General features: G+C 68.6%; 14 protein-coding genes. 3 read left to right on the top strand and 11 right to left on the bottom strand.

What is annotated here, in order from left to right; genetic code table 11:
* Nucleotides 1-32 precede the first annotated feature (32 nt).
* The 4 genes from AC6LJ2_RS27170 to AC6LJ2_RS27155 all read right to left on the bottom strand — a co-directional run bounded on the left by AC6LJ2_RS27170 (nt 33) and on the right by AC6LJ2_RS27155 (nt 3,667).
* Nucleotides 33-989 (bottom strand): 2-hydroxyacid dehydrogenase, encoded by a 957-nt coding sequence (locus AC6LJ2_RS27170; protein ID WP_498152572.1) that lies wholly within the window; start codon nt 987-989, stop codon nt 33-35.
* 11 nt (nt 990-1,000) lie between these two features.
* Nucleotides 1,001-1,480, bottom strand: a complete 480-nt coding sequence (locus AC6LJ2_RS27165) for a type II 3-dehydroquinate dehydratase (protein WP_498152571.1) — start codon at nt 1,478-1,480, stop codon at nt 1,001-1,003.
* Between the two features lie 65 nt (nt 1,481-1,545).
* Nucleotides 1,546-2,544 carry an NAD(P)H-quinone oxidoreductase gene (locus tag AC6LJ2_RS27160; RefSeq protein WP_498152570.1) on the bottom strand — a complete coding sequence of 333 codons (999 nt, stop codon included), beginning with the start codon at nt 2,542-2,544 and terminating at the stop codon, nt 1,546-1,548.
* Nucleotides 2,545-2,548: 4 nt separating this feature from the next.
* Nucleotides 2,549-3,667, bottom strand: coding sequence for an ABC transporter ATP-binding protein (locus AC6LJ2_RS27155; RefSeq protein WP_263913360.1), 1,119 nt, complete (start codon nt 3,665-3,667; stop codon nt 2,549-2,551).
* A 297-nt stretch (nt 3,668-3,964) separates the two neighbouring features.
* Between AC6LJ2_RS27155 and AC6LJ2_RS27150 the strand changes: the two genes are divergently transcribed.
* Complete coding sequence (locus tag AC6LJ2_RS27150) at nt 3,965-5,224, top strand: flavin-containing monooxygenase (protein WP_498152569.1); 1,260 nt, start codon at nt 3,965-3,967, stop codon at nt 5,222-5,224.
* 155 nt (nt 5,225-5,379) lie between these two features.
* On the opposite strand, the gene AC6LJ2_RS27145 is transcribed toward AC6LJ2_RS27150, so the two are convergent.
* From AC6LJ2_RS27145 to AC6LJ2_RS27130, 4 genes are all read right to left on the bottom strand, one after another.
* Nucleotides 5,380-6,321 carry a DUF1177 domain-containing protein gene (locus AC6LJ2_RS27145; RefSeq protein ID WP_498152568.1) on the bottom strand — a complete coding sequence of 314 codons (942 nt, stop codon included), beginning with the start codon at nt 6,319-6,321 and terminating at the stop codon, nt 5,380-5,382.
* A gap of 39 nt (nt 6,322-6,360) precedes the next feature.
* A complete protein-coding gene (locus tag AC6LJ2_RS27140; RefSeq protein ID WP_498152567.1) occupies nt 6,361-7,980 on the bottom strand; it encodes an OPT/YSL family transporter in 1,620 nt (539 codons plus the stop codon).
* 5 nt (nt 7,981-7,985) lie between these two features.
* Nucleotides 7,986-8,762 (bottom strand): IclR family transcriptional regulator, encoded by a 777-nt coding sequence (locus AC6LJ2_RS27135; RefSeq protein WP_263913364.1) that lies wholly within the window; start codon nt 8,760-8,762, stop codon nt 7,986-7,988.
* Nucleotides 8,763-8,993: 231 nt separating this feature from the next.
* Nucleotides 8,994-16,997, bottom strand: coding sequence for an autotransporter outer membrane beta-barrel domain-containing protein (locus AC6LJ2_RS27130; protein WP_498152566.1), 8,004 nt, complete (start codon nt 16,995-16,997; stop codon nt 8,994-8,996).
* A gap of 301 nt (nt 16,998-17,298) precedes the next feature.
* Here AC6LJ2_RS27130 and AC6LJ2_RS27125 point away from each other — a divergent pair, with 301 nt between their 5' ends.
* On the top strand, nt 17,299-17,934 hold the full coding sequence (locus AC6LJ2_RS27125) for a response regulator transcription factor (protein WP_263913366.1): 636 nt from the start codon (nt 17,299-17,301) through the stop codon (nt 17,932-17,934).
* Nucleotides 17,916-18,623, top strand: a complete 708-nt coding sequence (locus AC6LJ2_RS27120) for an Hpt domain-containing protein (protein ID WP_263913367.1) — start codon at nt 17,916-17,918, stop codon at nt 18,621-18,623. Before AC6LJ2_RS27125 ends, AC6LJ2_RS27120 begins: the two co-directional genes overlap by 19 nt.
* A gap of 30 nt (nt 18,624-18,653) precedes the next feature.
* Here the strand turns inward: AC6LJ2_RS27120 and AC6LJ2_RS27115 are convergent, their stop codons facing one another.
* The 3 genes from AC6LJ2_RS27115 to AC6LJ2_RS27105 form a co-directional block, all read right to left on the bottom strand.
* Nucleotides 18,654-19,034 (bottom strand): response regulator, encoded by a 381-nt coding sequence (locus tag AC6LJ2_RS27115; RefSeq protein ID WP_263913368.1) that lies wholly within the window; start codon nt 19,032-19,034, stop codon nt 18,654-18,656.
* A 187-nt stretch (nt 19,035-19,221) separates the two neighbouring features.
* Complete coding sequence (locus tag AC6LJ2_RS27110; protein WP_498152565.1) at nt 19,222-21,351, bottom strand: ATP-binding cassette domain-containing protein; 2,130 nt, start codon at nt 21,349-21,351, stop codon at nt 19,222-19,224.
* Between the two features lie 42 nt (nt 21,352-21,393).
* On the bottom strand, nt 21,394-24,302 hold a 2,909-nt coding region (locus AC6LJ2_RS27105), incomplete at its 5' end, for a beta strand repeat-containing protein (protein WP_498152564.1).

The raw sequence follows: 24,302 nt of genomic DNA, 5'->3' as shown, positions 1-24,302 counted from the left end.
GCCCCTTTTTGCCGCTGCCGCTTTGGCCCCGCTCAATAGCCGCGCGCCGGCTCCACCTGGTTGAGCGGCGCCTCGCCCCGCGACACGCGGACGATGTTGGCGGCGATCTGGGCCGCGGCGGACGCCGGAATGGCCACGGACGCCAGGTGCGGCGTGATCAGCACATTGTCCATGCGCCACAGCGGGTCATCGGCCGGCAGCGGCTCGCGTTCGAACACGTCCAGCGTGGCAGCGCCGAGATGGCCGCTTTGCAGCAGCTCGGTCAGCGCGGCCTGGTCCACCAGCGCGCCGCGCGCCACGTTGACCAGCGCCGCGCCGCGCGGCAGGCGCTGCAGGCGTTCGCGGTCGAGCAGGCCGCGGGTCTGCGGGGTCAGCGGCAGCATGAGCACCAGAATGTCGGCCTGGGCGATCACCCCATCCAGCGCATCCAGCCCGGCGTGGCATTGCACCCCCGGGATGTCGCGCGGGCGGCGCGACCAGCCCAGCACCGTCAGGCCCTGGCGTTGCAGTTCCTGGGCGGCATGCGCGCCCAGTTCGCCCAGGCCCAGCACCGCCACGCGGATATCCGCCGGCGCGCGGGGATGGCGATAGGCCCATTCGCCGCGGCGCTGCGCCGCCTCGAACCACGGAATGTCGCGCGCATGGCGCAAGGTGGCGAACAGCACGTAGCCGGCCATCATGCGTGCCATGTCCGGATCGGTGATGCGCGTCACCGGCACCCCGGCCGGCAGGTCGTCGCGCCCCACCAGCGAATCCACGCCGGCGCCCAGGTTGATGATCAGGCGCAGATTGGGCATGCCGGCGAAAAAGCCGGCGGGCGGCTTCCAGGCCAGGGCGTAATGGACGTCCGCCGGGTCCGCGACCTCGCGGGCATGCAGGATGCGCAAGCCCGGCAAGCGGGCCTGCAAGGCCTGGCGCCAGGCGCCGAAGTCGTCGAAGTCGCTGTAGAACACCAGCGCGCCCGCGGGCGTCGGCGTCGGGTGCGGCATCGGCGCGCCCCTCACGCCGGCCGCGCGATCAGGCGCGCCATGGCCTCGATGGCCAGCTCGTAGCCGTCGCCGCCCAGGCCGGCGATGACGCCGTCGGCCTCCTTCGAGATGTACGAGTGGTGGCGAAACGGCTCGCGCCGCCAGATATTGCTCATGTGCACTTCGATGATGCGGCCGGGAAACGCCAGCAGCGCGTCCAGGATGGGCACCGACGAATAGGTCAGGCCGGCGGCGTTGATGATGAGGCCGGGCGCCGTGCCCCGCGCCTCCTGGATCCAGTCGACCAGTTGGCCTTCGTGGTTCGACTGCACGAAACGCAGCCCCAGGCCCAGGCTGGCCGCGCGGCGCTCGCAGCGCGCTTGCAGCGTGGGAAAGCTGTCGCTGCCGTAGGTCTTGTTGGCGTCCAGCCCGTACAGGTTGGCGTTGGGACCATTGAGAAACCAGATCACGTCGTCATGGGACGTTGCGCCGGTCGGGGTCGGGGAAGTCATGGGCAAGGGCCTTGAAGGGTCGTAGGAATGGGGGATGGCGGGCGGGCCGGATGGTGCCTGGCGGTTCAGGGCCGCAGCACCACCTTGCCGAATACCGCGCCGCTTTCCAGCAGGCGGTGCGCATCGGCCGCCTCGGCCAGCGGCAACTGGGCATGCAGCCGCGGCGCCACGCGGCCGTCGGCCACCAGCGGCAGCACATGCCGGCCGATCGCCTGCGCCATGCGGGTTTTTTCCGCCGCGCTTTGCGGCCGCAGGGTCGACGAATGCAGGCTCAGCTGCTTCTGCATCAGCACCAGCAGGTCGAGCGACACCGTCGACCCCTGCAAGAACGACAGACTGACGTGGCGGCCGCCAAAGGCCAGCGCCTGCAGATTGCGCCGCACGTAATCGCCGCCCACCACGTCCAGCACCACGTCCACGCCCCGCCCTTGCGTCAGGTCCAGGCAGGCCGCCACGAAGTCGATGTCGCGATAGCACAGCGCGTGGGTCGCGCCCAGCTCGCGCAGGGCCGCCAGGCGTTCGGCCCGGCCGGCGGTGGCGATGACGCGGGCGCCGGCCGCATGCGCCATGCGCAGCGCCAGCGTGCCGATGCCGCCGGCCGCGCCGTGGATCAGCACGGTCTCGCCCAGGCGCAGGCGCCCCAGTTCGAACAGGTTGTGCCAGACGGTGAACAGCCCCTCGGGCAAGGCCGCGGCCTCGTCGTCGCTCAGGCGGTCCGGCACGGGAAAGGAGTGGTCGACGCGCGCCACGCACCACGGCGCGTAGCCCCCGCCGGGCAGCAGGCTCATCAGGCGGCGGCCGCGCAGGGTTTCCGGCACGCCCGGGCCGCAGGCGGCCACCTCGCCGCAGGCCTCCAGGCCCAGGACATCGGTCACGCCGGGCGCGGGCCGCGCCAGGCCCTGGCGCTGCATGATGTCGGGGCGATTGACGCCGGCGGCCCGCACCCGCAGCAGCACCTCGCCGGGGCCGGGCTGCGGCACCGGCCGCGTGGCCAGGGTCAGCACCCCGGCGTCGCCGGGTTCGCGGGCCACGACGGCCTGCATGGTGGTCGGCCGTGCGTCCATGGCGTTACGACGCATCGAACACACTGACGCCCTGGCCGGGCAGCGCCAGGCCCGTCACCGCGCCCACCGGCCAGCGGCGTGGCGCGTCCAGTCCGGCGCTGCGCACCATCACCCGCTGGCGCCCGGCCACCGGAATATCGACGTCGATGTACGAATCGATATGGTCGCCCTGGAACACGTGGTTGACCACCGTGCCGCTCAAGACCGAATCGCCGTGCAGGGCTTCCAGCTGGATCTGTTCGGGCCGCACGTAGATGTCCAGCCGCCGCCCCTCGTGCGAGCCGCCCACCAGCCGCTCGCGCGGCACGCGGATCAACCCGGCGCCCAGCCGCAGCACCAGGCCGTCGGGATCGGCGCCGTGATAGTGCGCGGGCAGAATGTTCACGTCGCCCAGGAACGAGGCCACGAACGGGTCCTGCGGGTTGCGGTACAGCTCGTCGGGCGTGGCGATCTGCCGGATCACGCCGCCGGACATCACGGCAATGCGGTCCGACATGGCCAGCGCCTCGCCCTGGTCGTGGGTGACGAACACGGTGGTCACGCCCAGCCGGCGCTGGATGTCGCGAATCTCGACTTGCATCGCGCCGCGCAAGCCCTTGTCCAGCGCGGAAAACGGCTCGTCCAGCAGCAGCACCTTGGGCTGGATCACCAGGGCCCGCGCCAGCGCCACGCGCTGCTGCTGGCCGCCGGACAACTCGCGCGGCCGGCGCTGGCCCAGCCCGTCCAGCTTCACCAGCGCCATCGCCTCGGCCACCCGGCGGGCGATCTCGTCGGGCGCGACCCGGCGCATGCGCAGGCCATAGCCGATATTGCGTTCCACCGTCATGTGCGGAAACAGCGCGTAGTTCTGGAACACGATGCCGATCTGGCGCTGGTACGGCGGCAGATCCGTCACCAGTTGATCCTCGATGAAGACCTCGCCATTGTCCGGTTCGGCAAACCCGGCGATCAGGTTCAGCAAGGTGGTCTTGCCGCAGCCCGACGGCCCCAGCAGCGTCAGGAATTCCCCCCGCCGTATCTTCAGCGACAACTCGTGCAGCACCGTCTGCTGGCGGTACTTCTTGACCACGCCTTCCAGGCTGACCGCACTGGACGACTTCGGGGACACGGGGCTGTTCTGCATGGCGGCTGGGGAATCTTCGGCTGGGTTCTCGGAAATGCGCACAACGCGCGCGCCGCGGCGACGCCGCGGGGACACGCTGGCTTGCAGCATAAGTGAGGCCGGCCCGGCCGGCCGTTTGTGGATACCGAGGCGGACCATCGGAAAAAACGAAACGCCGCGACGCCCGCGCGTGCCGGCCAGTGATTTGCTTTTTCCTAAGCCTTGCGTCCAAAAAACCAAGTTATCAAGCGCGGGCATCTGGCCCACACTGCGCCTCATCCATGGGCACAGGCGCTCATGCTTCTTCTCAGGAAAAACATGTCAGTGGAAACAACCAACACCCTGGTCATCGGCGCCGGCCAGGCCGGCATTGCAATGAGCGAACACCTGGGCGCGATGGGCATCGACCACCTCGTGCTCGAACGCAAGCGCATCGCCGAACGCTGGCGCTCGGAGCGCTGGGATTCCCTGGTCGCCAACGGCCCGGCATGGCACGACCGCTTTCCCAACCTGAAGTTCGACGACGTGGGCGCAGACGTCTTTCCGCCCAAGGAACGCATGGCGCGCTACTTCGAGGACTACGCCAGGATGATCGGCGCCCCGGTGCGCACCGGCGTCGAGGTGCTGCGCGTGCAGCGCAACCAGAAGCGGCCCGGTTTTACCGTCAGCACCTCGGCCGGCGAGATCGACGCGCGCCACGTCGTCGTCGCGACCGGCGCCTTCCAGATTCCCAGCTATCCCGCCATCGTGCCGGCCGAGTCTGGCCTGCAGCAGCTGCATTCATCGGCCTACAAGAACCCCGGCCAGCTCGTGGACGGCGCCGTGCTGGTGGTGGGCGCGGGCGCGTCCGGCTCGCAGATTGCCGAGGAATTGCGCCGCGCCGGCCGCCAGGTCTATCTGTCGGTGGGCGAGCACTACCGCCCTCCGCGCGCCTACCGCGGCCGCGACTATTGCTGGTGGCTGGGCGCCCTGGGCATGTGGGACGAGGTCAAGAAAAAGCCCAAGCGCGAACACGTGGCCTTCGCGGTCAGCGGCTACGACAACGGCAAGACCATCGACTTTCGCCGCCTGGCGCACAGCGGCATCGAACTGGTCGGCATCACCCGCGGCTTCGAGAACGGCGTGATGCGCTTTGACGAAGGCCTGGCCCGCAACATCGCCCAGGGCGACGCCGACTACTTCGAAGTGCTGCGCGAGGCCGACGCCTATATCGAACAGAACGGCCTGGACCTGCCGCCCGAGCCCGACGCCTGGAAGCTGCTGGACGACCCGGCCTGCCTCACGGACCCGATCCTGAGCCTGGACCTGGCCGCCGCCGGCATCACCGCCATCGTCTGGGCCACCGGCTTCAAGGTGGACTACCGCTGGATCGAGGCCGACATCCTGGACGACCAGGGCTACCCGGTGCACAAGCGCGGCATCACCGGCGAAAAAGGCATCTACTTCCTGGGCCTGCCGAACCAGAGCAACCGCTCGTCCTCGTTCATCTGGGGGGTGTGGCACGACGCGAAGTACCTTGCCGACCATATCGGCATCCACCTGAACTACCTGGCGTACGAGCAGGAAACGGGGCGCTAGGCCACGGGGCGGCGCGGGCGGCCGACGCCGGCGGCCGGCCCCCGCCTCACGCCCACGCATCACGCCAGCCTCGGCGTGATGCCGGACCGCGGCGCCTGGCCGATGGTGATGGGGCCCAGCCGGGCTGGACGTGGACAGGGCAAGGCGCCGGCGTGTCAGTGCTGGGCGACCTGGGCACCCTGCAAGTGCGCCAGCGAGCCGTACAGGCTTTGCAGCAAGGCGAATTCTTCGCGGTCGAAGAACTGGCACTTGCCCTGGGTGAATTCCTTGGCGACTTCCACGGCAAACTTGGCGGCCGCGGCGATGTCGACCTCGTGGCTGGCGCCCGTGCCGCAGCCGGGCACCACGGTTTCGGCCGTGATGGCCACGCCCACCACCGGCGCCGAGGTGGCCACCGAGGGCTGCAGGATGCTGTTCAGGTGATACACGCCGTTGTCGTACGGCGTGATGTCCTGGATCGAGATCGGAAAGGTCGCGGCCGGGCGGCCCGTGGTCGACTCCATGATGCGCAGCAGGTCTTCCGACATCCGCAGGATGTAGCCCTGCTTCACCGTGGGCGACAGCGCAAAGCCCTTGTGGTTGATGATGCGGTTGCCCTTGGTGGTGTCGATCGACAGCACGGCGTCCATCTCGTCGCTCAGTTCATGGTCGTTCATGGCCTTCATGTCCACGGGCGAATCCATGAAGTCCACCGGCTGGTGCGGGCGGGTGGGCGCGTCAGGGCAGATGTGCGTGCCCACGATCACGTCGCCGGCCAGCACGTCGCCCTGCGACTGCATGTGCGCCAGCTTCAGCGCGGCGGCCACCGCCGCCACGGCGCCGTCGCCGTCGGACACCAGGCCCAGGCGGCTGGGCCGCGCGCCGATGCCGCCCAGGCGCCCGACGATGCCCAGCGTGGGCGCGGACCCGCCGGCGCGCTTGCCCTGGGCGCCGGGAATCACCACGCGCACGAAATCGGTCGAGCCATGGGCCCCGCGGATCTGGGTGACGGTGACGCTGGCCTTCGGGTACGGGGCCAGCAGCCGGGCCACGGTGTCGCCGGACGCGTACGCGCTGTCCAGCGCTTCAAAGGCCTGCAAGGTTTGGGAAAGACTCACAACGGGTTCCTTTCTGGGTAAGACAACAAGAAGGGAAAATCACTTCTTGCCAAAATGCGAGGTAATGGTGGCGTTGAAGAAACTGAAGATGGCGTCGCCGGCGATGATGCCCCCGGCAAACACTTCCATGTGGTTGCGGTGCTTGTCGCCGCCGACCTTCTCGATCAGCAGGCGCAGCACGATGCCGGCCGCCACGGCCCAGCCGGCCAGCGGATTGGCGATCAACAGGCCGGTGGCCAGCAGCACGCCCAGCTGGCGCTTGGGGCCGCCGATCAACTGGATGACGGCGCCCGGTATGGCCCAGATCAGCAACATGTGCGCGATGCCCGGGGTGGCGCCCGCGTTGATGGTGGCCACATACACCTTGGCCACCGGCGGCAGCTGGCCGCCGTCGAACAGCGCGCCGTAGCTGAAATACACCACCGGAATGGCAATCAGGAAGGCCAGCATCGCGGCGATCAGCTGCTGCTTGCGCCCTTCGAGTTCCAGCGCCATGTCGGCGCCGTTGCCGCGCAGCATGTAGCCGGCCTTCAGGTCGTAGCCCATGTCGGCAAAGGCCGGGCCAGTGGCCACCGAAAAGCCGCACAGAATCGCCAGCGCGTGCGGCGGAAAGCCGATCAACAGGCCCAGCAGCAACGTGATCAGGGCCACCGCAAACGCCGGAAACCACCCCGAGTGCATGGCCGCGATGCCCACGATCAGTTCATGCACCAGCGCAGCAAAGGCCGCGTACAGAATGAAGCCCAGCAGCATCGGCACCGACATGTCGGCATACAGCCCGGCCAGCACCGAAATGCCGGCGGACAGCAGGATGTAGCCCACGCCGCCCAGCCGCAGGCTGCTGCCCACGCTGGGGCCGGTCGGGCCGCTGGCCTTGGGGCCGGACTTGCTGCGCATCACCATCACCACCTGCACCAGCGCCACCAGGCCCGCGCCGATCATCATGCCGTGCGGAATGTATTGCTTGCTGATGTCGACGCCGAACAGGGGTTCGGAATAGCCGCGCAGCAGCAAGCCGATGCCGAACATGGCCAGCGCCCAGATGTTGCCGATGAAGGCCACGCCGAACGCCGACATGGGAATCTTGAACCACGAGCCCACGGTGCCCACCACGATGCCCAGGCCCAGCAGCTTGGCCTGCGTGCCGCCCTGGTCGCCCGCCTTGATGGCCTCGGCCGCCGCCACGCCCGGCGGCCAGGCGCCCGTGGCCGGAAACACCGTGCTGCCGAACAGGCGATACAGCATGTAGGCGTCCAGCAGCATCGCCAGGCCCACCCCCAGGAACATCGGCAGCACCATGTCGGGGCGACCCAGCAGATAGGGAATGGCCAGCGGCAGCAGCAGGCTGTTGGCGGCGCCGAAAGTGGCGGACGAAATCGCGGTCTGCGCCAGGTTCTGCGCGTGCACCGAGCGGTACGACCGCAACAGTTGCACGGGAATGCGCGACAGGATCATCGCCACCAGCGCGCCGATGATGGAGGTATTGGGCGTGACGCCCAGCGTGACGATCAGCTGGATGCCGATCACGGCGCCGAACACGCTCAGCGCGGCCAGCAGAATCAGGTTGGACAGCGACAGTGCCCGGGGATGCGACGGGGGGCCCTCATGTGCCGAAGCGCGATGGGGCTCAACGGCGGGTTGGGGGGTGGACTTGATCATCGTGCTCACACTTGATTGACAGGAACAGGAGAACCCCAGGCCGGATCGCAAACCTGCCGGCCCAGGGTGGAGGCTTCCGCGAGCAGCGCCGCCGCCAGCGCCTTGACGCTGGCCGCATCGGCCTGCGCCGCCGGAAAGGAAAGACACATGGCAAAGCGTTCCATCGTCACCGGATCGCTCACGGCGCAACTGATGGACGCCACGCCCGGAATGGCTTCGTTGATCGCCACCGCAAAACCGGATTCCCGCACGCCCTCCAGCAGCGACTGCACGTCCTGCACGGTGCGCGGCGCGTGGTCGGAAATGAACGGCAGCGACTTGCCCAGCCGCTTGGCGACGTCCGCGTTGCTGTCGCGCGCCAGCAGCACCCGGCCGGTGGACGTGGCCCAGCTGGGCGAACGGTGGCCGGGGTGGGTGGTGACGCGCAAGGGGTGGGTGCCGGGCTGCACGTGCAGCACCATGATGTCCCTGCCCTCCAGCACCGAGATGTAGCCGGTGTGGCCGCTTTGGGCGCAAAGCCGCTTCAGGGCGTCCTGCATCTGGGCGGACAGCGTGGTGGTTTCGCGCACCAGGCGCGACAGTTCAAGAATGATGACGCCCGGCCCATAGGCGCGCGTGCTTTCCTCGCGTTCGAGCAGCCCCAGGTCCTTCATCTGCGCCAACAGGCGCGACGCCGAGCTTTTCGGCATCTCGAGATGCTCGACCAGATCGGTCACCGTGACCTTGCGATGCAGCGTGTTGATCAGGCGAAGGATGATGGCGGCGTTTTCGAGTGAGGCCATAAAGTTCCAAAAAATGAGACTTGGTTCCAATTAATGGATTCATTTTACGCCGGGCGATCGCGCTCGAAACGAGGACAAACCCTAGATGAAGGCCTTTGCCCGCGCGCGGAACAGGCAGGCCCATCCCGTCGCGGACCCGACATCGGTGTGGGGCAGACGGCGGGGGCCCACCCAAAAAAAGGACCGGCGCGAGGCCGGTCCTGGTGGCGTTCAGCTAGGCGCCTGAACCCCTTACCACATGTACCGCAGGTTCAACTGCCCCCGCGCGCCGGTGTAGTTGCTGGACCCGGCTTCCAGGGCCAGGCTGCCGGACAGGCTGAGCGACTTGCTGAGACTGCCCTGCAAGCCCGCCTGCAGTTCCATCTGGTTGCCCGGCAGCGTTTCGCGGACGGTCGTCTGGTCAAAGCGGATGCGCTGCGACGACGGGCCATGCCACCAGTTGACCTCGGCGAACGGCAGCATCTGCGTGGCGCCTTCTTCGTTGGACAGGTGCCCTTGCAGGCGCACGCCCACCCGGGTGGCCACGCTCGTGTCCGACTGGCCGCTGATGCGCGTGCCGGTCTTTTCCTGGTGGTCGTCGGCCTGGTAGCGCGTGACGATGGCCTGCGCCTGCGGTTGCAGGTACAGCTGACGCGCCCCGTTGTCGTAGACCTTGAACGAGTAGCCGGTTTCGACGGACGCCGAATTGGCGCGCGACCGGTAGCTTTCGCGCGGCAAGCCCTGGCCATCGACCTTGTTGTCGTAGCGGCCCAGCATCATCCAGGTGTCCACGTACGGCCCGGTCAGGATGTCGGTGTGGCCGAACCAGGTGCCATACACCCCGACGGCGTAACCTTCGACCTTGCCGGTCGCGTGCAGCCCGTTGCTCTCGGCACGGCTGCTGTTCGAGCCGTACGACGCCATGGCGCCCACGCGGGCCGACCCGTCCTTGCCCACCGGGAATCGCAGCAGGTCGCTGCCCCCGTGGATCAGGTAGGTGGTGGACGTATCCTTGATGGTGCCTGCGCCATCGCGGCTGTCCTGGCCCCGGACGATGCGCACCCAGCCCGCACGGGCCGGCTGGCCGTCGACGCTGCCCGACGCATAGTCTCCCCGGTCGCGCAGCGTATGCTGCTGCAGCGTGGTGGCCGCCAGCCTGTTGTTCAGGTAGGCGCCAACCTCGGGACGATAGTTTTGATGGCCGGCATCCGGCTTCGGCGTGGGCGTGGGCGTGACCGGCGCCACCGGCTGGGTCGGATCGACCGGCGTGACCGGGGTGACCGGATCGACCGGGTCGACCGGCGTCACCGGATCGACCGGCTGCCACGAGGACACCTGCGACACCAGGTACCAATCCTGCGCATTGCCGCCAACCCCGCCTCGCGCCAGGTTGTAGTCGTAGGCGCCAGTCGCGATGCTGCCGACGCCTTGGCGATAGCCGTCCGAACGCGCGTCCAGGTGGAACGCGGTGGCATCCGTGGTGGCGCCGTTCTCGGTCAGCACCAGGGGAATGCCCACGCTGGTCTGGTCGCCCGTACCACCGGCGTGACGGATCACCAGGCCGGTGTTGCCCGAGGCCCGGCCCCCATCCAGCACCAGCTTGTCGCTGGCCGAGGTGTCGTCGCCCTTGAAGGCGGCCAGCACGATCGCACCGCCCTGCCCCACGTAGTCGCCCTGCACCCGCAGGGTATTGCCCAGCGTGCCGCCGGCCACGTACAGCGTGCCGGCGTTGGTCAGGCCATTGGCCAGCGTCAGGGTGCCCGGCGTTGCGGCCCGGCGGTTGTCCAGCGCATTGAACACGCCCAGCGCGCCGTGGTTGACGACGGCGCCGCGGATGGTGCCGTCGCCCACCAGCGAGGCGCCCGCCCCGACCGTGACGGTGCCCGCGCCGACACCGCCCAGGAAGGCGTCCGGTTGGGCCGGGCCGCCGAACACCAGCGTGCCCGCCTCGACCGTGGTCCTGCCGGTATAGGCAAGGCTGGCGTCACTGGCGGTCAGCCTGCCGCCGCCGCGCTTGGTCAGGTCGCCGGTGCCGCTGATGGCGTTTTCCAGCGTCCAGTCGCTCGGGGTGTCCAGCACCAGCGTACCCGCGTTGGCGATGTTGGCGGTACCCAGGTTGGCGGCCGTGCTGGCGGTCAGGGTCGTGCCCGCCGCGGTGCTGAGGTTGCCGGAGAAGCCCCGGTTGTCGCCCGCCAGCCCGATGCGCGAGGCGTCGGTCAGCGCGACGTTGCCCGCCCCGGTGAGCGGGTTGACGAGCGTGCCGCTGCCCGCCTTGAACTGCAGCGTGCCGTCGGCCACGATCTCGCCGCTGCCCAGGCCCGCGCCATTGTCGAGCACGGCGGTGGCGTCGCTGCCGATGAGGGTGCGCACGGCCAGGCCGGGGTTGGCGCCGTTGAACACGTGCGTGCCGGTCGCGCCGCTGCCGGCCAGGGTCAGCGTGCCGGCCCCCGCCAGACGGCCTTGCGTCGTGCCGCCGCCCAGCAGGGTCAGCGCGCCGCCGTTGAAGTCGAAGGATGAGCCCGACTGCATGTCCCAGGCGCCGATCGCCTGGGTCTTGCCGTTCAGGTCGACCGCCGCATTGGCACTGACGCGCAGAGCCTGGGTCTGGCCCAGCGCCCCGCTGGCATCCAGGCGCAGCGTGCCCGACTGCACGGCCGTCGCGCCCTGGTAGTCGCTGGTGGCGTTGGACAGGGACACCACGCCGTTGCCCGCTGCGACGGCAATGCCGCCCCGGCCGGTCAGCTTGGCCGAAAGATCGGCGTCGGCGCCGGTGGCGCCAGCGTCCTGCGCCAGGGCCAGCGTCTTGCCGTCCTGCAGTTCCAGCTTGGTCAGGCCGTAGTTCACGTACAGGCCGTCGCCGGGCGCGGTGGTCAGGCGGAAGTCATAGGTGCCCTTGGCAACGACGTCGCCCGCGACCGAAATGTCGAGCTCGCGCGCTGCCGAGATGGCCGTGCCGTTCTGGTCCTGGAAGGCCACGGCGCCCGCCGACCCCACGGTGGTCCCTGCCGCGACAAGCTTGATGCTGGTATTGGCATCGTCTTGCGCCAACAGGTTCTGTGCGTTGGGGGTGCCCGGCGCCGTCGTCACCAGGGTCGTGGGCACCGTGACGCGCACCGTACCCGCGCCGCTGGCGTCCAGGGTGCCGACACGGATGCTGCCGGGCGCCGTGGTCTGGCCCGGCACCTGGGCGTTGAAGATCAGCGTGCCGCCATCGAAGGCCAGGCCGCCGACGGATTGCACGCCGTTGCCCACCGACGTGGTGTTGCCCGCCCCCATTCTCAGGGTGGCGTTGGTCAGCGCGGTCGCATTGTCCCCCCCCAGCAGGAAGGTGCCGCGATCGATCGCCACCGTGCCGCGGAAGGCATTGCCGACGCTGCTGGCAAAGTCGAAGGCATGCGTGCCGGCATCGACCTGGACGAGGCCGTTGCCGGTCAGGACGTTGCCCAGGGTGACGTTGCCGACGATGGTCGGCTTGAGCGCCAGGACGGTCTGCTCGCCATCCAGGTCGATGGCGGCCCCGCTGGCGGGCTTGCCGGCCAGCGCGGTCTGCAGGGTCAGGGTGGACGCATTGCGCAGCCGCACCTGGTCGAACGACCGGATCACATTGCTGTCGCTGAGCGTGTAGCGCGCGCCGTCGAACACCAGGGTGTCGTTGCCCGCCCCGCCGTCCAGCGAACTGAACTGGTTGCCGGCGCCCTGCACCGTGACGGTATCGTTGCCCGACGATCCCAGCAAGGCGCCGATGCTCGACCCATCTTTCAGCAGCAGCGTATTGCTGCCGGTGGCGCCGACAAGACGGACATTACCCGTCACGGTGCCGCCGTCCAGCGAGAGCGTGTTGTCGCCCGCATCGGCGCGCACGTCGCCCTCGATGGTGCCGCGGTTCTGCAGGACGTTGTTGCCCGCGCCCAGGTCGACCAGTCCGGCAATGCGGCCCAGGTTCACCAGGGTGGTGGCCTGGTCGTCGAACACCAGGGCCGCGCCGCCGCCATTGGGCGCGTTGACTTCGCCGCTGGCGCTGTTGGTGAAATGCGTGACCTTGTTGGTCGCCACCGTGGGGGCCACCCGGCTGTTCGAGCGCAGCACGCCCCCGTTGACCACCGTGGTGACTCCGTCGCCCAGCACCAGCGCCGAACCGCCCGCGGTGTCCTGGATGCTGACGTTCACGGCCGTATTGACGGTGCCGGTGGTGTTGGCCACGACGCCGCGACCGCCCGCGCCCGTGGCCCGGATGGTGAGGCCCTGCGAATCGGAGAGATCCAGGCTGTTGGATATCTGGCTGCCATCGGCCGCCTGGAAGGCGATGCCCGCGCCGGAGCCCGACACGGTGATGAGACCGGAGTTGGTGGCGCTGATGGTGGCGCCGGTGCGCAGGCCGATGCCGTCGGCCACGTCGATGGTGGTGTTCGCCAACTGGATGCCGGAGATTTCACCGGCGTTCTCGATCCCGTTGCCGGTGGCGCCCGCGGCATTGACGACCAGATGGGCGCCCTGCACGTTGAGCGCGGTGGCGCCGGCACTGACCAGCACGCCGTGGGCCGTCCCGCGGCCTTCGATCGAGCCCAGGCCCGAGCCGACCAGGTCCAGGCTGGCGCCCGAGCCCAGTTCGACCGCCGCGCGGCCGTCCGTGGCCACAATCTGGCCGCGCTGATTGTCGACCCGCGCGCCGGCGCCCTCGACGTAGATGGCGGTGCCCTTGGCCTGGATATTGCCGGTATTGCGCAGTTCGCCGCCCACGACCCGCACGGCTTGCGAACCCGCGCCCGAGAACTGCAGGCTGCCGTTGTTGACCAGTATGCCCAGATTCTGCGTGATGAACCCCACCGCGCCCGCCTGGGTGGAGGTCAGCGAGGCGCCGTTGGTCAGCGTGGACCCGGTGTTGCTGGCGAGCAAGGTGCTGCCATCGAGCGAATAGAAGTTGCCGTCGACCAGCCCCGCCGTGGCGCCGGCATTGGTCTGGTTCATGACGGCGCCACTGGCGACGGTGGCCTGCGCGCCGCCGGACACGTACAGGCCCTGGGCACCCGCGCCGCTCAGGTCGAACTGGCTGCCCGAGGCCACCGTCACGCTGGTGCCTACCCCGCTGGCATAGATGCCCTGGGCCTTTTCACCGCTGACGGCCACCTGGATGCGGCCGTTCAAGGCCGCCCCGTCGTCCAGGCGATAAAGCGTGGAATCCTCTGCCGACGCGTCGAACACCGTGCCGGCCGACAGATGGGTGTTGATGGAAGACCCCGCGCCGCTCAGGCGGAACAGGATCTGGCCCGTGGCGCCCGACGCGAAGATCGGCATGGCCGTGCCGGACAGGTTGACGCTGGCGCCATTGAGCGCGACCACCCCGACCGCGCCGGTGCCATTCATATGGATATTGCCGCCCGTCATGTTGACGGTGGTGTTGGCGCCACTGGCATTGATGCCCACGGCGCGATGGCTGAGGTCGCCGCCGTTCAGCACCAGGTCGCCCGACGTGTTGACCACGGTGGCCTGGCCGGAGGCGTCGTCCTGCGCGCGAATGCCGACGCCGCCCGCACCGACCGTGATGCGGCCGGTATTGCCGCCGCGCGAGCCGCCCTGGACCGAAATGCCCGTGCTGCCGCTGCCGGTGAACACGATGTTGCCGCTGTTGCTGAGTTCGGCGCCATTGCGGGCAATGTAGCCCGTCACCCCGTCCAGCGCCGAGTTGAGCGTGGCGCCCGTCACCAGGATCGTGCCGGTGCCAAAGCCGGTTTCGCCCGCCGCCTTGGTGCTGTCGCGCAACACCCCCAGTTGGGGCGAACCCACGTTGGCGCCGGTGACGTCGCGCTTCTGGCCATCGGCGATGCCGGCGACTGCGCCGATCGCCTCCTCGTCGTTCATGTTGATCACGGCGTTCTGGGAAATCTTGCCCTGGGCGCCGCCCTCGATGCGTACGCCGACAGCCCCCTCGCCTTCCAGGTTGATGGTCATGTCGCCCGAGTTGAAGGCGGACACTTTCCAGTTGGTGAAGCCGGTGGAATACACGGCGGTGGAATTCTTGCCCGACGCCGTTACCTGGGTGCCGGCACCGGTGCCGCCGGTGAAGTCTGCGCCGTCTTCCACGCGGAACAGGGTCGAGCCTTCGGTGGACACGTCCTGCACCGCCGTTCCCGTGGCAATGATGGAGGACGCCGCGCCGTAGATGAAGAAGCCGATCTGGTTCTTGCCATTCTGGAAATTGACGGCGCCCGAGCCCGTGAGCGTGGCCCCGCCGCCATTCTGCGCACGCACGCCGATGGTGCCGTCGCCGGTCAGGTTCACGGCGCCCGAGACGGCCACATTGGAACCCGTGCCTTCCGACCAGACGCCATAGTTGCGCAGGCCGCTGGTCTGTTGGGCCGAATCACTGCTGACGTTGATGGTGCCGCTGGACTTGGCCTGGCCGCCGGACATCGCCTGGATGCCGATGGAATTGGCGCCCTTGACGTTGATGGTGCCGGCGTTGTCGATGTTGCTGGCGGTGGCGGTGCTGTAAATGCCCACGTTGGCCAGCGGCGCCGCGTTGTAGTGGCCCTTGACCTCGATGGTGCCCGACCCCGAGTAGGTGACGCCGGTGCCAGTGGCGGACACGGCCCGGCCAGCCTGCACCTTGTCGCCGATGATGATGTTGCCGTTGTTGCGCGCGGTGGCGCCGGTGTTCAGGGTGATGCCGATGGCGCCGTTGATCTGCGCCACGTCGGCGCCGCCGCGGTCGATGACGGCCGCGGTGACGTTGGTGGAGCCTTCGCGGCCCAGGTAGATGAGGCCGTCGGTGCCGTTGACCAGCGTGCCGCCGTTGTTGACGATGGCGCCGACGGGCTTGCCCAGGCCCGTCTGGGCTCGCGTGCCGATGTTGACCGCGCCATTGTTGGTGGCGACCGCCCCCGCATTGACGTTGATCCAGTTGGTGTCCACGCCCGCGGAAGCGCTCCAGGTCCAGGCGGCCTGGTTGATGGTGCCATTGTTGACGTAGGTGGTGGCCACGCCGGTGACGATGTCGGGCTTGACCTCGGGGTTGGGGTTGACCCCCTGCTCGCCCAGGTTGCGCACCCCATTGTTGATGATATGGCCGCCGCTGGCCGCCGACATGCCGGTGCCGAAGCGCACGGTGGACACCGTGCCCTCGTTGATGACGGTGCCGCCATTGACGGCCCGCAGCAAGGTGCCGCCGTTGGAGTTGAACGCGCTGGTCATCGCGCCGGTGGAGGTCACGCGGGCGGTGGCTTGTGCGCCGTCGGCCAGCATGCCCACCTGGTTGCCCACGGGCGTGAACATCGGGTCGGAGGGATCGATGGGCGACGTGGCGGGGTTGATCGTGTAGGTCAGCACCGTCTTGGTGTAGGCCAGGTTCAGCGCGTTGTTGTAGGCGGTTTGCGCCGCCGCGCCCGCACCCAGCTTGCCGGCGCGCAACTGGCCGACCAGCCAGGTGTTGTAGGCCTTGAGCTCGGCCAGGTTGGTGACGCTGCGGCTCTGCGCGCCGTCGCTGGTCGTGACCGTGAACGTGCCGTTGTAGGTGGTGGTGCCCAACTGCACCGTGTAGGGCTGGATGGAATCCTGCGTGACGACCGAGCCGCGGTCGGCAAAGGCGATTTCGTTGCGGGAATTCCAATTGGCGGTGCCGTTGGTGACGGCCACGTAATTGACGTTCTTGGAGGTGAAGTCGCCCACCTGGCCGGTGGCGTTCATGTTGAACGTGCCGCCCCCCGATACCTTGGCCAGGCTGGCATTGACGAACGCGCCGGCCCCCGGCTGGGTGGGCCAGTACACCCGGTAGACCTGGGAAATCAGGTCGTCGGTAAAGCGCGAACTGTCGTAGGTGTTGACCACCACGCTGCCGCTGGTGATCGGGTCGGTGACCGTCACGCCCGCGTTCTGCGCGCCGAAGTTGAGGATCTGCTTGCCGGCCGGGTCGGCCGCCCCAGTGACCCAGCCGGCGTTGAAGCCTTCGCTGAGGGTCGGGGTGGCCACCTGCGTGCCGCTGGACCCGGAGAAGCTGACGGTGCCGTCCAGGTTGACCGTGCTGCCGTTGACGTCGAGCGACTGGGCGCCGTTGTTGGCGCTGCCGGGCGTGTAGACCGTGTTGGCGAACGCCTCGAGCGGCATGCCCGCCAGGGTCAGTGCGCCCGCCGCGCCGGCGGCCAGTGCCGCGCGCCGGGTGGCGCGCAAGGTGCTGCGAGACTTGCCGCGCGAGGTGGCCAGCTCGGACACGACGACCCAGCCCTGGACCGCCGCGCTCCAGATAATGCGATATGCGATGTTCATGCTAGAACCACCTCAAAGGATTTTTGGTGGTTCAATGATGCGATTGCGGTCGATCCTCAGGGTGACGCCATTTCCGACAGGGCTGAGGAAATTTCCTATAGCGCGTTAAGATGTAAGCCCCAGTAACCCCAAGCGGGGCAATCGGGTCGGATGGGCGATCAAAGCAGTTACACTGCCGGCGGCCGCCGCGGTACGTCACGGCGAGCCCGCATTCACGCCAATACCAACTTCGTGAAGGCAGCGCAAACGGCCCGGTGATACGCCCGGCCCACCTTGTCTAGCGTTGATAGGAACCCTCCTTTTGACCACCGTACTCATCGTCGACGACCATCCCGCGCTGCGCCTTGTCCTGAAGACGCACCTCGCCCAGGTCATGGGCGTCACGCAGATCCTCGAAGCCGGCAACGGCCAGGACGCCGTCCAGATCGTGCGCGAATCCCGTCCCGGCCTGGTTATCCTGGACATCGACATCCCTCGCATCAATGGCCTGGATGCCATTCCGCGCATCCGTGCCGTCGACCCCAAGGTCGGCATCCTGGTCCTGACGGGCCAGGACCAATCCGTGTTCGCGCCCCGCGTCAAAGAAGCCGGCGCCAATGGCTACGTCAGCAAATCCCAGGAAATCGTCGAGATCATCCGCTGCGTCGAGGCGGTGCTGGCGGGGTACATCGTCTTCCCCAGCGCCGACGTGCTGCCCAGCGCGCAGCGCACCGACCGGCAGAACAACTATGTCGAACGGCTGGACCGCCTGTCCGACAAGCAGGTGATCATCATGCAGATGCTGGCGCGCGGCATGTCCAACAAGCAGATCGGCGAAGCGCTGTTCATCAGCAACAAGACCATCAGCACGCACAAGACGCGCATCCTGGCCAAGCTGGAACTGCGCACCTTGGTAGAACTCATCGATTTCGCCCGCCAATGCCACATCGCGCCCTAGCTCCGCATCGCGCCCTGGTACTGGGCCCCAGCAGCGACCTGACGCGGCGCCTGGCCGCCCAGCTGTCCGTGCTGGGCCTGGCGGTGATCACCCTGCACCAGCTGGCGCGCAAGGATGCCGAACGGGTGCGAGGCGCACGCGTGGTGGTGTTCTGCCAACTGGCCGCCGAGCAATATCCGGATGCCCGCCAACTGCACGACTACGGCATCGGACAGGCCATTCTGCTGGCCATGGGCGGCGCGACCGGCACCGCGACACCGCTGCACGCCACGCTGGCCACCCCCGTGCGCGACGCCGATCTGCTGGGCGCCCTGGCCACCGCGGGCTATCAGGCGCCTGCCGAGCAGGAACTGGCCAAGGTGAACGAGACCCTGCTGCGGCTGGTCAATGGCAATACGGCAGTCACGGCCGAATTGGTATCCAGCCTGCTCGTCACTGCCTTGTCCGATCTGGCCGATTACCAGCGGGAGTGCGCCGAGCGCAACTGGGTCGCGGCCAGCGCCCGGGCGCACCGCCTGGCGGGCACCGCCCGCATGGCCGGCTGCGCCACCCTGACCGCGCTCAGCACGCGCGCCGAGGCGCTCTGCGCCGAAGGCGACAGCGCCAACGTCGGCGCATTGAATCGATTGCTGGTGCCCGGAATCGAGCGGCTGTGCTCGACGCTGCGCGCCCTGCAAGCCGGCGCGTAGGCCGCCGCGTTGCGCGACGGCGCAGCCCCATCATCGCCGCGTGATGCTGCCGCCCAGCACCGCCGCCAGCATCACCTTGATGTCTGCGGGCCCGGTGTTGCGGAAATCGGCGACGCCATGCGCGCCCACTTGCAGCGCCAGGTAGTCGAAATTGGGGGGAGCGGCCTGCCGCTGCACCACCACCTTCGCGTGGGGGAAGACGGCGCGCATGCGCGGCACCACGGCCAGGCATTTGGTCGGGCTGCGCAGGATGTCGAGCACGACCAGTTCCGGCTCGGCGCCAGGCCACTTGCGCAGCACCTCCGGCAGGCGCCGCAGTTCCGTGCATATCAATGGCGCGAACTGGGCGGCAAATTTGGTTTCGCACGATGCGCGCCCAGCGGCATTGTCCGTGATTATCAACGCTTTCAAAGCATGTTTCCTTGCGCAAGCGCCATCGCCTGATACCGTCGGTACGTAGGCTGAGACGGCCCGACATTCTCCGCCGAGGTGAAATCGTCCTATCTTGGAAATTTCCTCTGGCGACACTCGAATTTTCCTCAGCCATGAAGCGCGAACGCAGCGCCCCCTGCACCGCTGCGTGCGCTCGCGCGCGGCGTCAGCCCGCCTGGCTGGCCGCGCCCTGCGCCATCAGCCGTTCGAATTCGGGCACGGCGCCGTCGAAACGGACCTGGCCCTGGTTCAGGTAGATCACCCGGTCGACCAGCTCGAGCAGATTGGCCCGGTCGGTCACCACCAGCAGCGTGCCACCCACGACGCTTCTGGCCTTGAGGGTGTCGATGAGCCGCTGCTCGGATTGGGGGTCGAGCGATTCGGACGGCGTATCCAGCACCAGCAGGCGGCGCCGGGTCAGCGTCAGGCGCGCCAGCGCCAGCAGCTCGCGGGTGCGCCGGCCCAGCGACGGCAGCGCGGCGCATGCCGTGCGCAAGCCCTGCGGCCAGCGGGCAATGGCCGGCGCCAGGCCCACCTGCCGGGCGCAGGCCGCCAGTTCCTCCGGGCTGTGCCCCCCCTCCAGGCCCAGGTATTCCAGGGGCGATGCGCCGATGGGCTCGGCGCTTTGCCAGGCGTAGTGGGTCTGGTCGCGCAGCGACCGCGCATGCTCGCCCGCCAACGGGCACCCGGCCCAGTCGATACTGCCCTGCGCCGGCGCCACCACCCCCAGCAGCAGCTTGACCAACGTGCTCTTGCCGCTGCCGGTCGGGCCGACGATGGCGACGCGTTCACCCCGGCGGATATCCAGCGACACCGATTTGAGTGCGTCGGCCATGCCGGGACCATAACGAAACGCCACGTCGCGCAACGACCAGCCGGCCTCGGGCTGGGCCATGCCGCCGCTGGCCTCGGGCGCCTGGGCGGCCTGCGCCAGCGTGTCGTTGACCTGCCGCAGGCAGCGGTTCATCTGGCGCACGCTGGGCAGCGCGGTCATGAGCGCGCTCAGGGGCTGCAGCATGCGGCCCGACAGCAGGATGGCCGCAAAGATGCCGGCCGGCTGCATGTGGCCGGCCATGACCAGGTAGTAGGCCACGACCACGATCAGCAGCGTCTGCGCATTGCCCAGCAAGGCCAGGGCCGAGCCGCAACGCGATTGCAGGGCGAAGCGCCGCTGCTCGCGCAGCCGCATGGACTCGGTCGAGACCAGGTATTCGGAGGCCAGCGTCGATTCGGCGTTGACGCCGCGATACAGGGCCAGCCGGTCGGCCGTCAGGGAGAACGGCGCGACATCGTCGGGCCCCATGGCATTCAGTTGCCGGTCGTAGCGCCAGACGCACCAGGCGGCGGCGGCCATGGCGGCGACGGGCACCAGCGCGATCAGCCCGCCGATCCAGGCAATGATGGCCAGGTACAGCACGGTGAAGCCCAGGTCGACCGCGGAGCTGCCCACCAGGTTCCAGTACAGCGACCGCAGCCGCGACAGGGCCGCCAGGCCGCGGACGGTGCCCTGCCCCCATTCCAGGGCCTGCGACAGGGGCGCGCGGCCCATCCAGTGCACCAGCTGCGGCAGGCAGGCGGTCTGGAATTCATCGGCCAGGCGCGTCAGGGCGCGGCTGCGCTCGTTGCGCAGCAGGGCCTCCAGCCCCAGGCACAGCAAGGCCCCCAGCGACAGCACCCACAACGACATTTCCGCCTGGGCGGGCAGCACTCGATCGTAGATGGCATTCATGTAGAGCGGGATGACCAGCGCGAAGGCGTTGATCACGAAGGTCGCCAGGCCGATTTCCTTGAGCAGCCGGGTGTCGGACAGCGCCGCCTGGCGGAATTCACGCCAGCCGAGACGGGCAAAGGTCTGTGCGGGCACGACGCGGTAGAGCGCCGCGCCCGCCGGCAGGTCGAAGGGCACCGCCCCGGCACGGGACGCCTCTGCCTGCGGTCCCAGCGCCTGCCAGGCATCGCCGACGTACCGGGCGGCGCCGGCCCGCCCGCCCTGGATCCACAGGTAGACGCCCGGAGTGGGACCGGGCGTGCCGGGCGTGGCCTGGGCGCCAGGCTGCGGGGTCGCCAGGCAATCCACGCGCAGGTGGGCGGCGGCCGCCTTGAGCCAGGGCTCCAGGCCCGCCTCGCCCGCCAGTTGCCGGGCCTGCCTGCGCCACTGCCAATGCGCGGCCGGCCCCAGCACCTGCTCGGCGGCGTCCAGCAGCGCGTCGGCCAGGCCTTCGGGGGCCTGCGGCGCGGATTCGGAAGAGAAGGTGCCGACCGGTAGCCCCGGGTCAGCGTAGCGAAGATTGTCCATGATTGCCTTGAAAAAAACGTGCCCCGGCAGCGTGCGGCGGCGCTAGTGCGCCACCACCACGGTATGGCCGCCCTGCGACCAGGTCTGGTGATCGGCGGTGTTTTCCGTCATCGTCCAGCCGGTCTGGGAAATGGTGAAGCTGTCCTGGGCGTCCAGCCGCACGGTCAACGACGAGCTTTCCGGCCCGGACACCAGTTGGTTCAGGTTGATCGCGACCCGGTCGGTCTTGCCGTCGGCGAAATCGATGGTCGAGATATGCGAGATGCGCACGCTGGAATCCAGGTGGAACGTGCCTCCGGCGCCCTGCTTGGCCATGACGTCGTTGCCGCCGCTGCCGCCGTCGATCTGATAGCGGCTCAGGTCGGCCTGGTTCGAGAAGGTGAAGCGGTCGCCCTTGGACGAGCCGACGATCTTGCCGATCTGCACCAGCGTGTCGAACGACCCGAAGCCGTCCTGCACCTGTCCGGAAGACAGGTTGGCATCGATACCCTGCGGCGACGTGTGGTAGCTGGCGGTGGCCAGGCCGTCGGCCCCGCCGATCAGGACGTCGTTGCCGCCGTTGCCCACCAGAATGTCCGCGCCGCCATTGCCCATCAGGGTATTGTTGTCGTTGTTGCCGATAATGCTGTCGGCCTGTGCCGTGCCCGTGATGTTGCGCACGCCCGAGACCCGGTCAGTACCGTATTCGGCCTTGCCGATGGTCTGCACCGTGGTGCTGAGGTTGGCGGTGATGCCGCGGTCCAGCAACGAGTAGTCGACGGTATTGTTGCCATTGCCCAGCGACAGCGTGTCGTTGCCCTTGCTGCCGTAAATATAGTTGTTGCCGTTGATCTCGGTGATGATGTTGGCGTTGTCGTTGCCCCAGATGGTGTCGTTGAAACCATAGGTGCCCGTGACATTGTCGACGTTGATCAGCTGGTCCTGCGTGCCGTAGCCGTCGTTCATCGCGACGCCGGCGGCCAGGTCCAGCTGGATGCCCTGCGTGGCCCCCCAGGCGTAATAGGCGGTACCGCCCTTCAGGGTGTCGTTGCCCTTGCCGCCAAACAGCAGCGTGCGGGAATTTTCGGCGGTCAGGCTGTCGTCGTGGTCGCTGCCCCAGATGCCTTCGAAAGCCGTCAGCGTGTCGGTGAAGCCGCCATGCGTGACCGTGCCCGACCCCGCGCTGTTCAGGATGGCCGTGACGGCGCTGGAGCTGCTGGCATACAGCGCGTAGTCCGAGGTGCCCGCCGTGCCGTCCAGGGTATTGTTGCCGTCGCCGCCGTCGAAGTAGTTGACGTAACGGCCCCCTTTCATGTGGTTGTCGGCGGCAGAGCCCAGCAGATAGTTGGTGCCGGCCGAGAACGAGGCGTAGACGTCCTCGATGTCGGTCAGCGTATCGCGGCCGAAGGCCGTGGCGTCGTTGAACCGGAACACCATCGAGCCGTTGACGTAGACGGCCGTGAGCGTGGAGGCGAAGCCGGTCTGCAGGTCGATGTACAGGGCCTGGTTCAGGGCGCTGTAGTCGACCAGGTCGCGACCGTCGCCGCCATCGATCGTGGTGGAGCCCAGGGTGCCGATGAAGGTATCGTCGCCCAGCCCCCCACGCAGCGTGCTGCCGCTGACGGCCTGGAAGGTGTCGTTGCCCCCGCCCCCCAAAACCTCGACGAAATTCGAGACCTGGTCGGTGCCACCGCCGGCCTTCTGGACCGTGCCGTTGACCAGGTTGATGTTCAGCGCCACATCCAGCTTGGAGTAGTCCAGCGTATTGCGGCCCGCACCGCCGTCCAGCACGTCGGAACCGGCGCTGCCGACCACCGTGTCGTCGCCATCGCCGGCGAAGATGGTGTTGTCGCCCGCGTCGCCCTCCAGCGTGTCGTTGAAGCGCGAGCCGATCAGGCCTTCGATGCCTTCGTAGGTGTCGGTGCCGCCGTAGCCGTTGCGGCCGGCTTGCGTGCGGCCGGCGGCCAGGCTGGCGTGCACGCCGTCGGGTCGGGTGGCCTGGCTGTAGTCGACCACGTCGCGGCCCTCGCCGCCGGACAGCAGGTTCTGGCCCGCGCCCGAGAAGAACACGTCATTGCCCGCCCCGCCGTACAACTGGGCGTTTTCGGAACCGGCGATCAGCACGTCGTCATGGCGGGTGCCAACGATGGCGTCGATGTCGATCAGCGTGTGGATCGCCTTGCCGCCCAGCGTGGTGACGCCATTGCGCAGATCCACCGTAATGCCGTCGGCGAAGCCGCTGTAGTCGACGGTGTCGTGTCCGGCGCCGCCGTCGTACACGCCGCGCACCGTGGACGCCACGATGCGGTCATCGCCCGCGCCCGCATGGATCTCGATGGGCGTGTAGCCGGCGTGGATCGTGTCGTTGCCGCTGCCGGTCGTGACCTGGGCCGGACCCGACGCCGAGGCCAGCACGAACGAGCCGTCTTCACGCTGGATCTCGTAGGGGTTGTCCATGATGACGAACGTGGCGTGGTGCTCCTGCAGCGGCCCGCCCTGGCGCGATTGGTACTCGAAAGTTAGCGCCAGCGAGTCCAGGCGGCCCTTGGGATACAGCAACAGCACGTCGCCGGGATTGAGTCCGTAGGCCCGGCCCTCGTCGGTGCCGTATTCGACCACGCGATAGCCCACGGGCAGGCCGCGACTGATGTGCACCTTGCCCGCCGCGTCCATCAGGTGAATGACGCGCGTCATCATGTCGGGCGAAAAGCGCGCCGGGTCGTCGGCGTAGACCGTCCAGTCGGCGGTTTCCGCCGACAGGTCGATCATCTTGGTGCCGTACTGCACCGCCAGCGTCGGGTCGGTCTGCGCGCCCTGCGTCGCCGCCCCGCCCCGGTAGACGTGATTGGCGGTGTCGATCTTGGCATCCAGCTGGTACAGCCGCATCGACCGGTCATCCACCACCGGGCCGGGGTCCAGCGGGGCCTCGGGCTCGGGGGGCGGCGGCGGCGGCGGCGGGGGCGGCGGAGGCG

The organism is Achromobacter sp. 1014246743, assembly GCF_059760725.1.
This window is presented reverse-complemented; position numbering and strand designations above follow the sequence as displayed.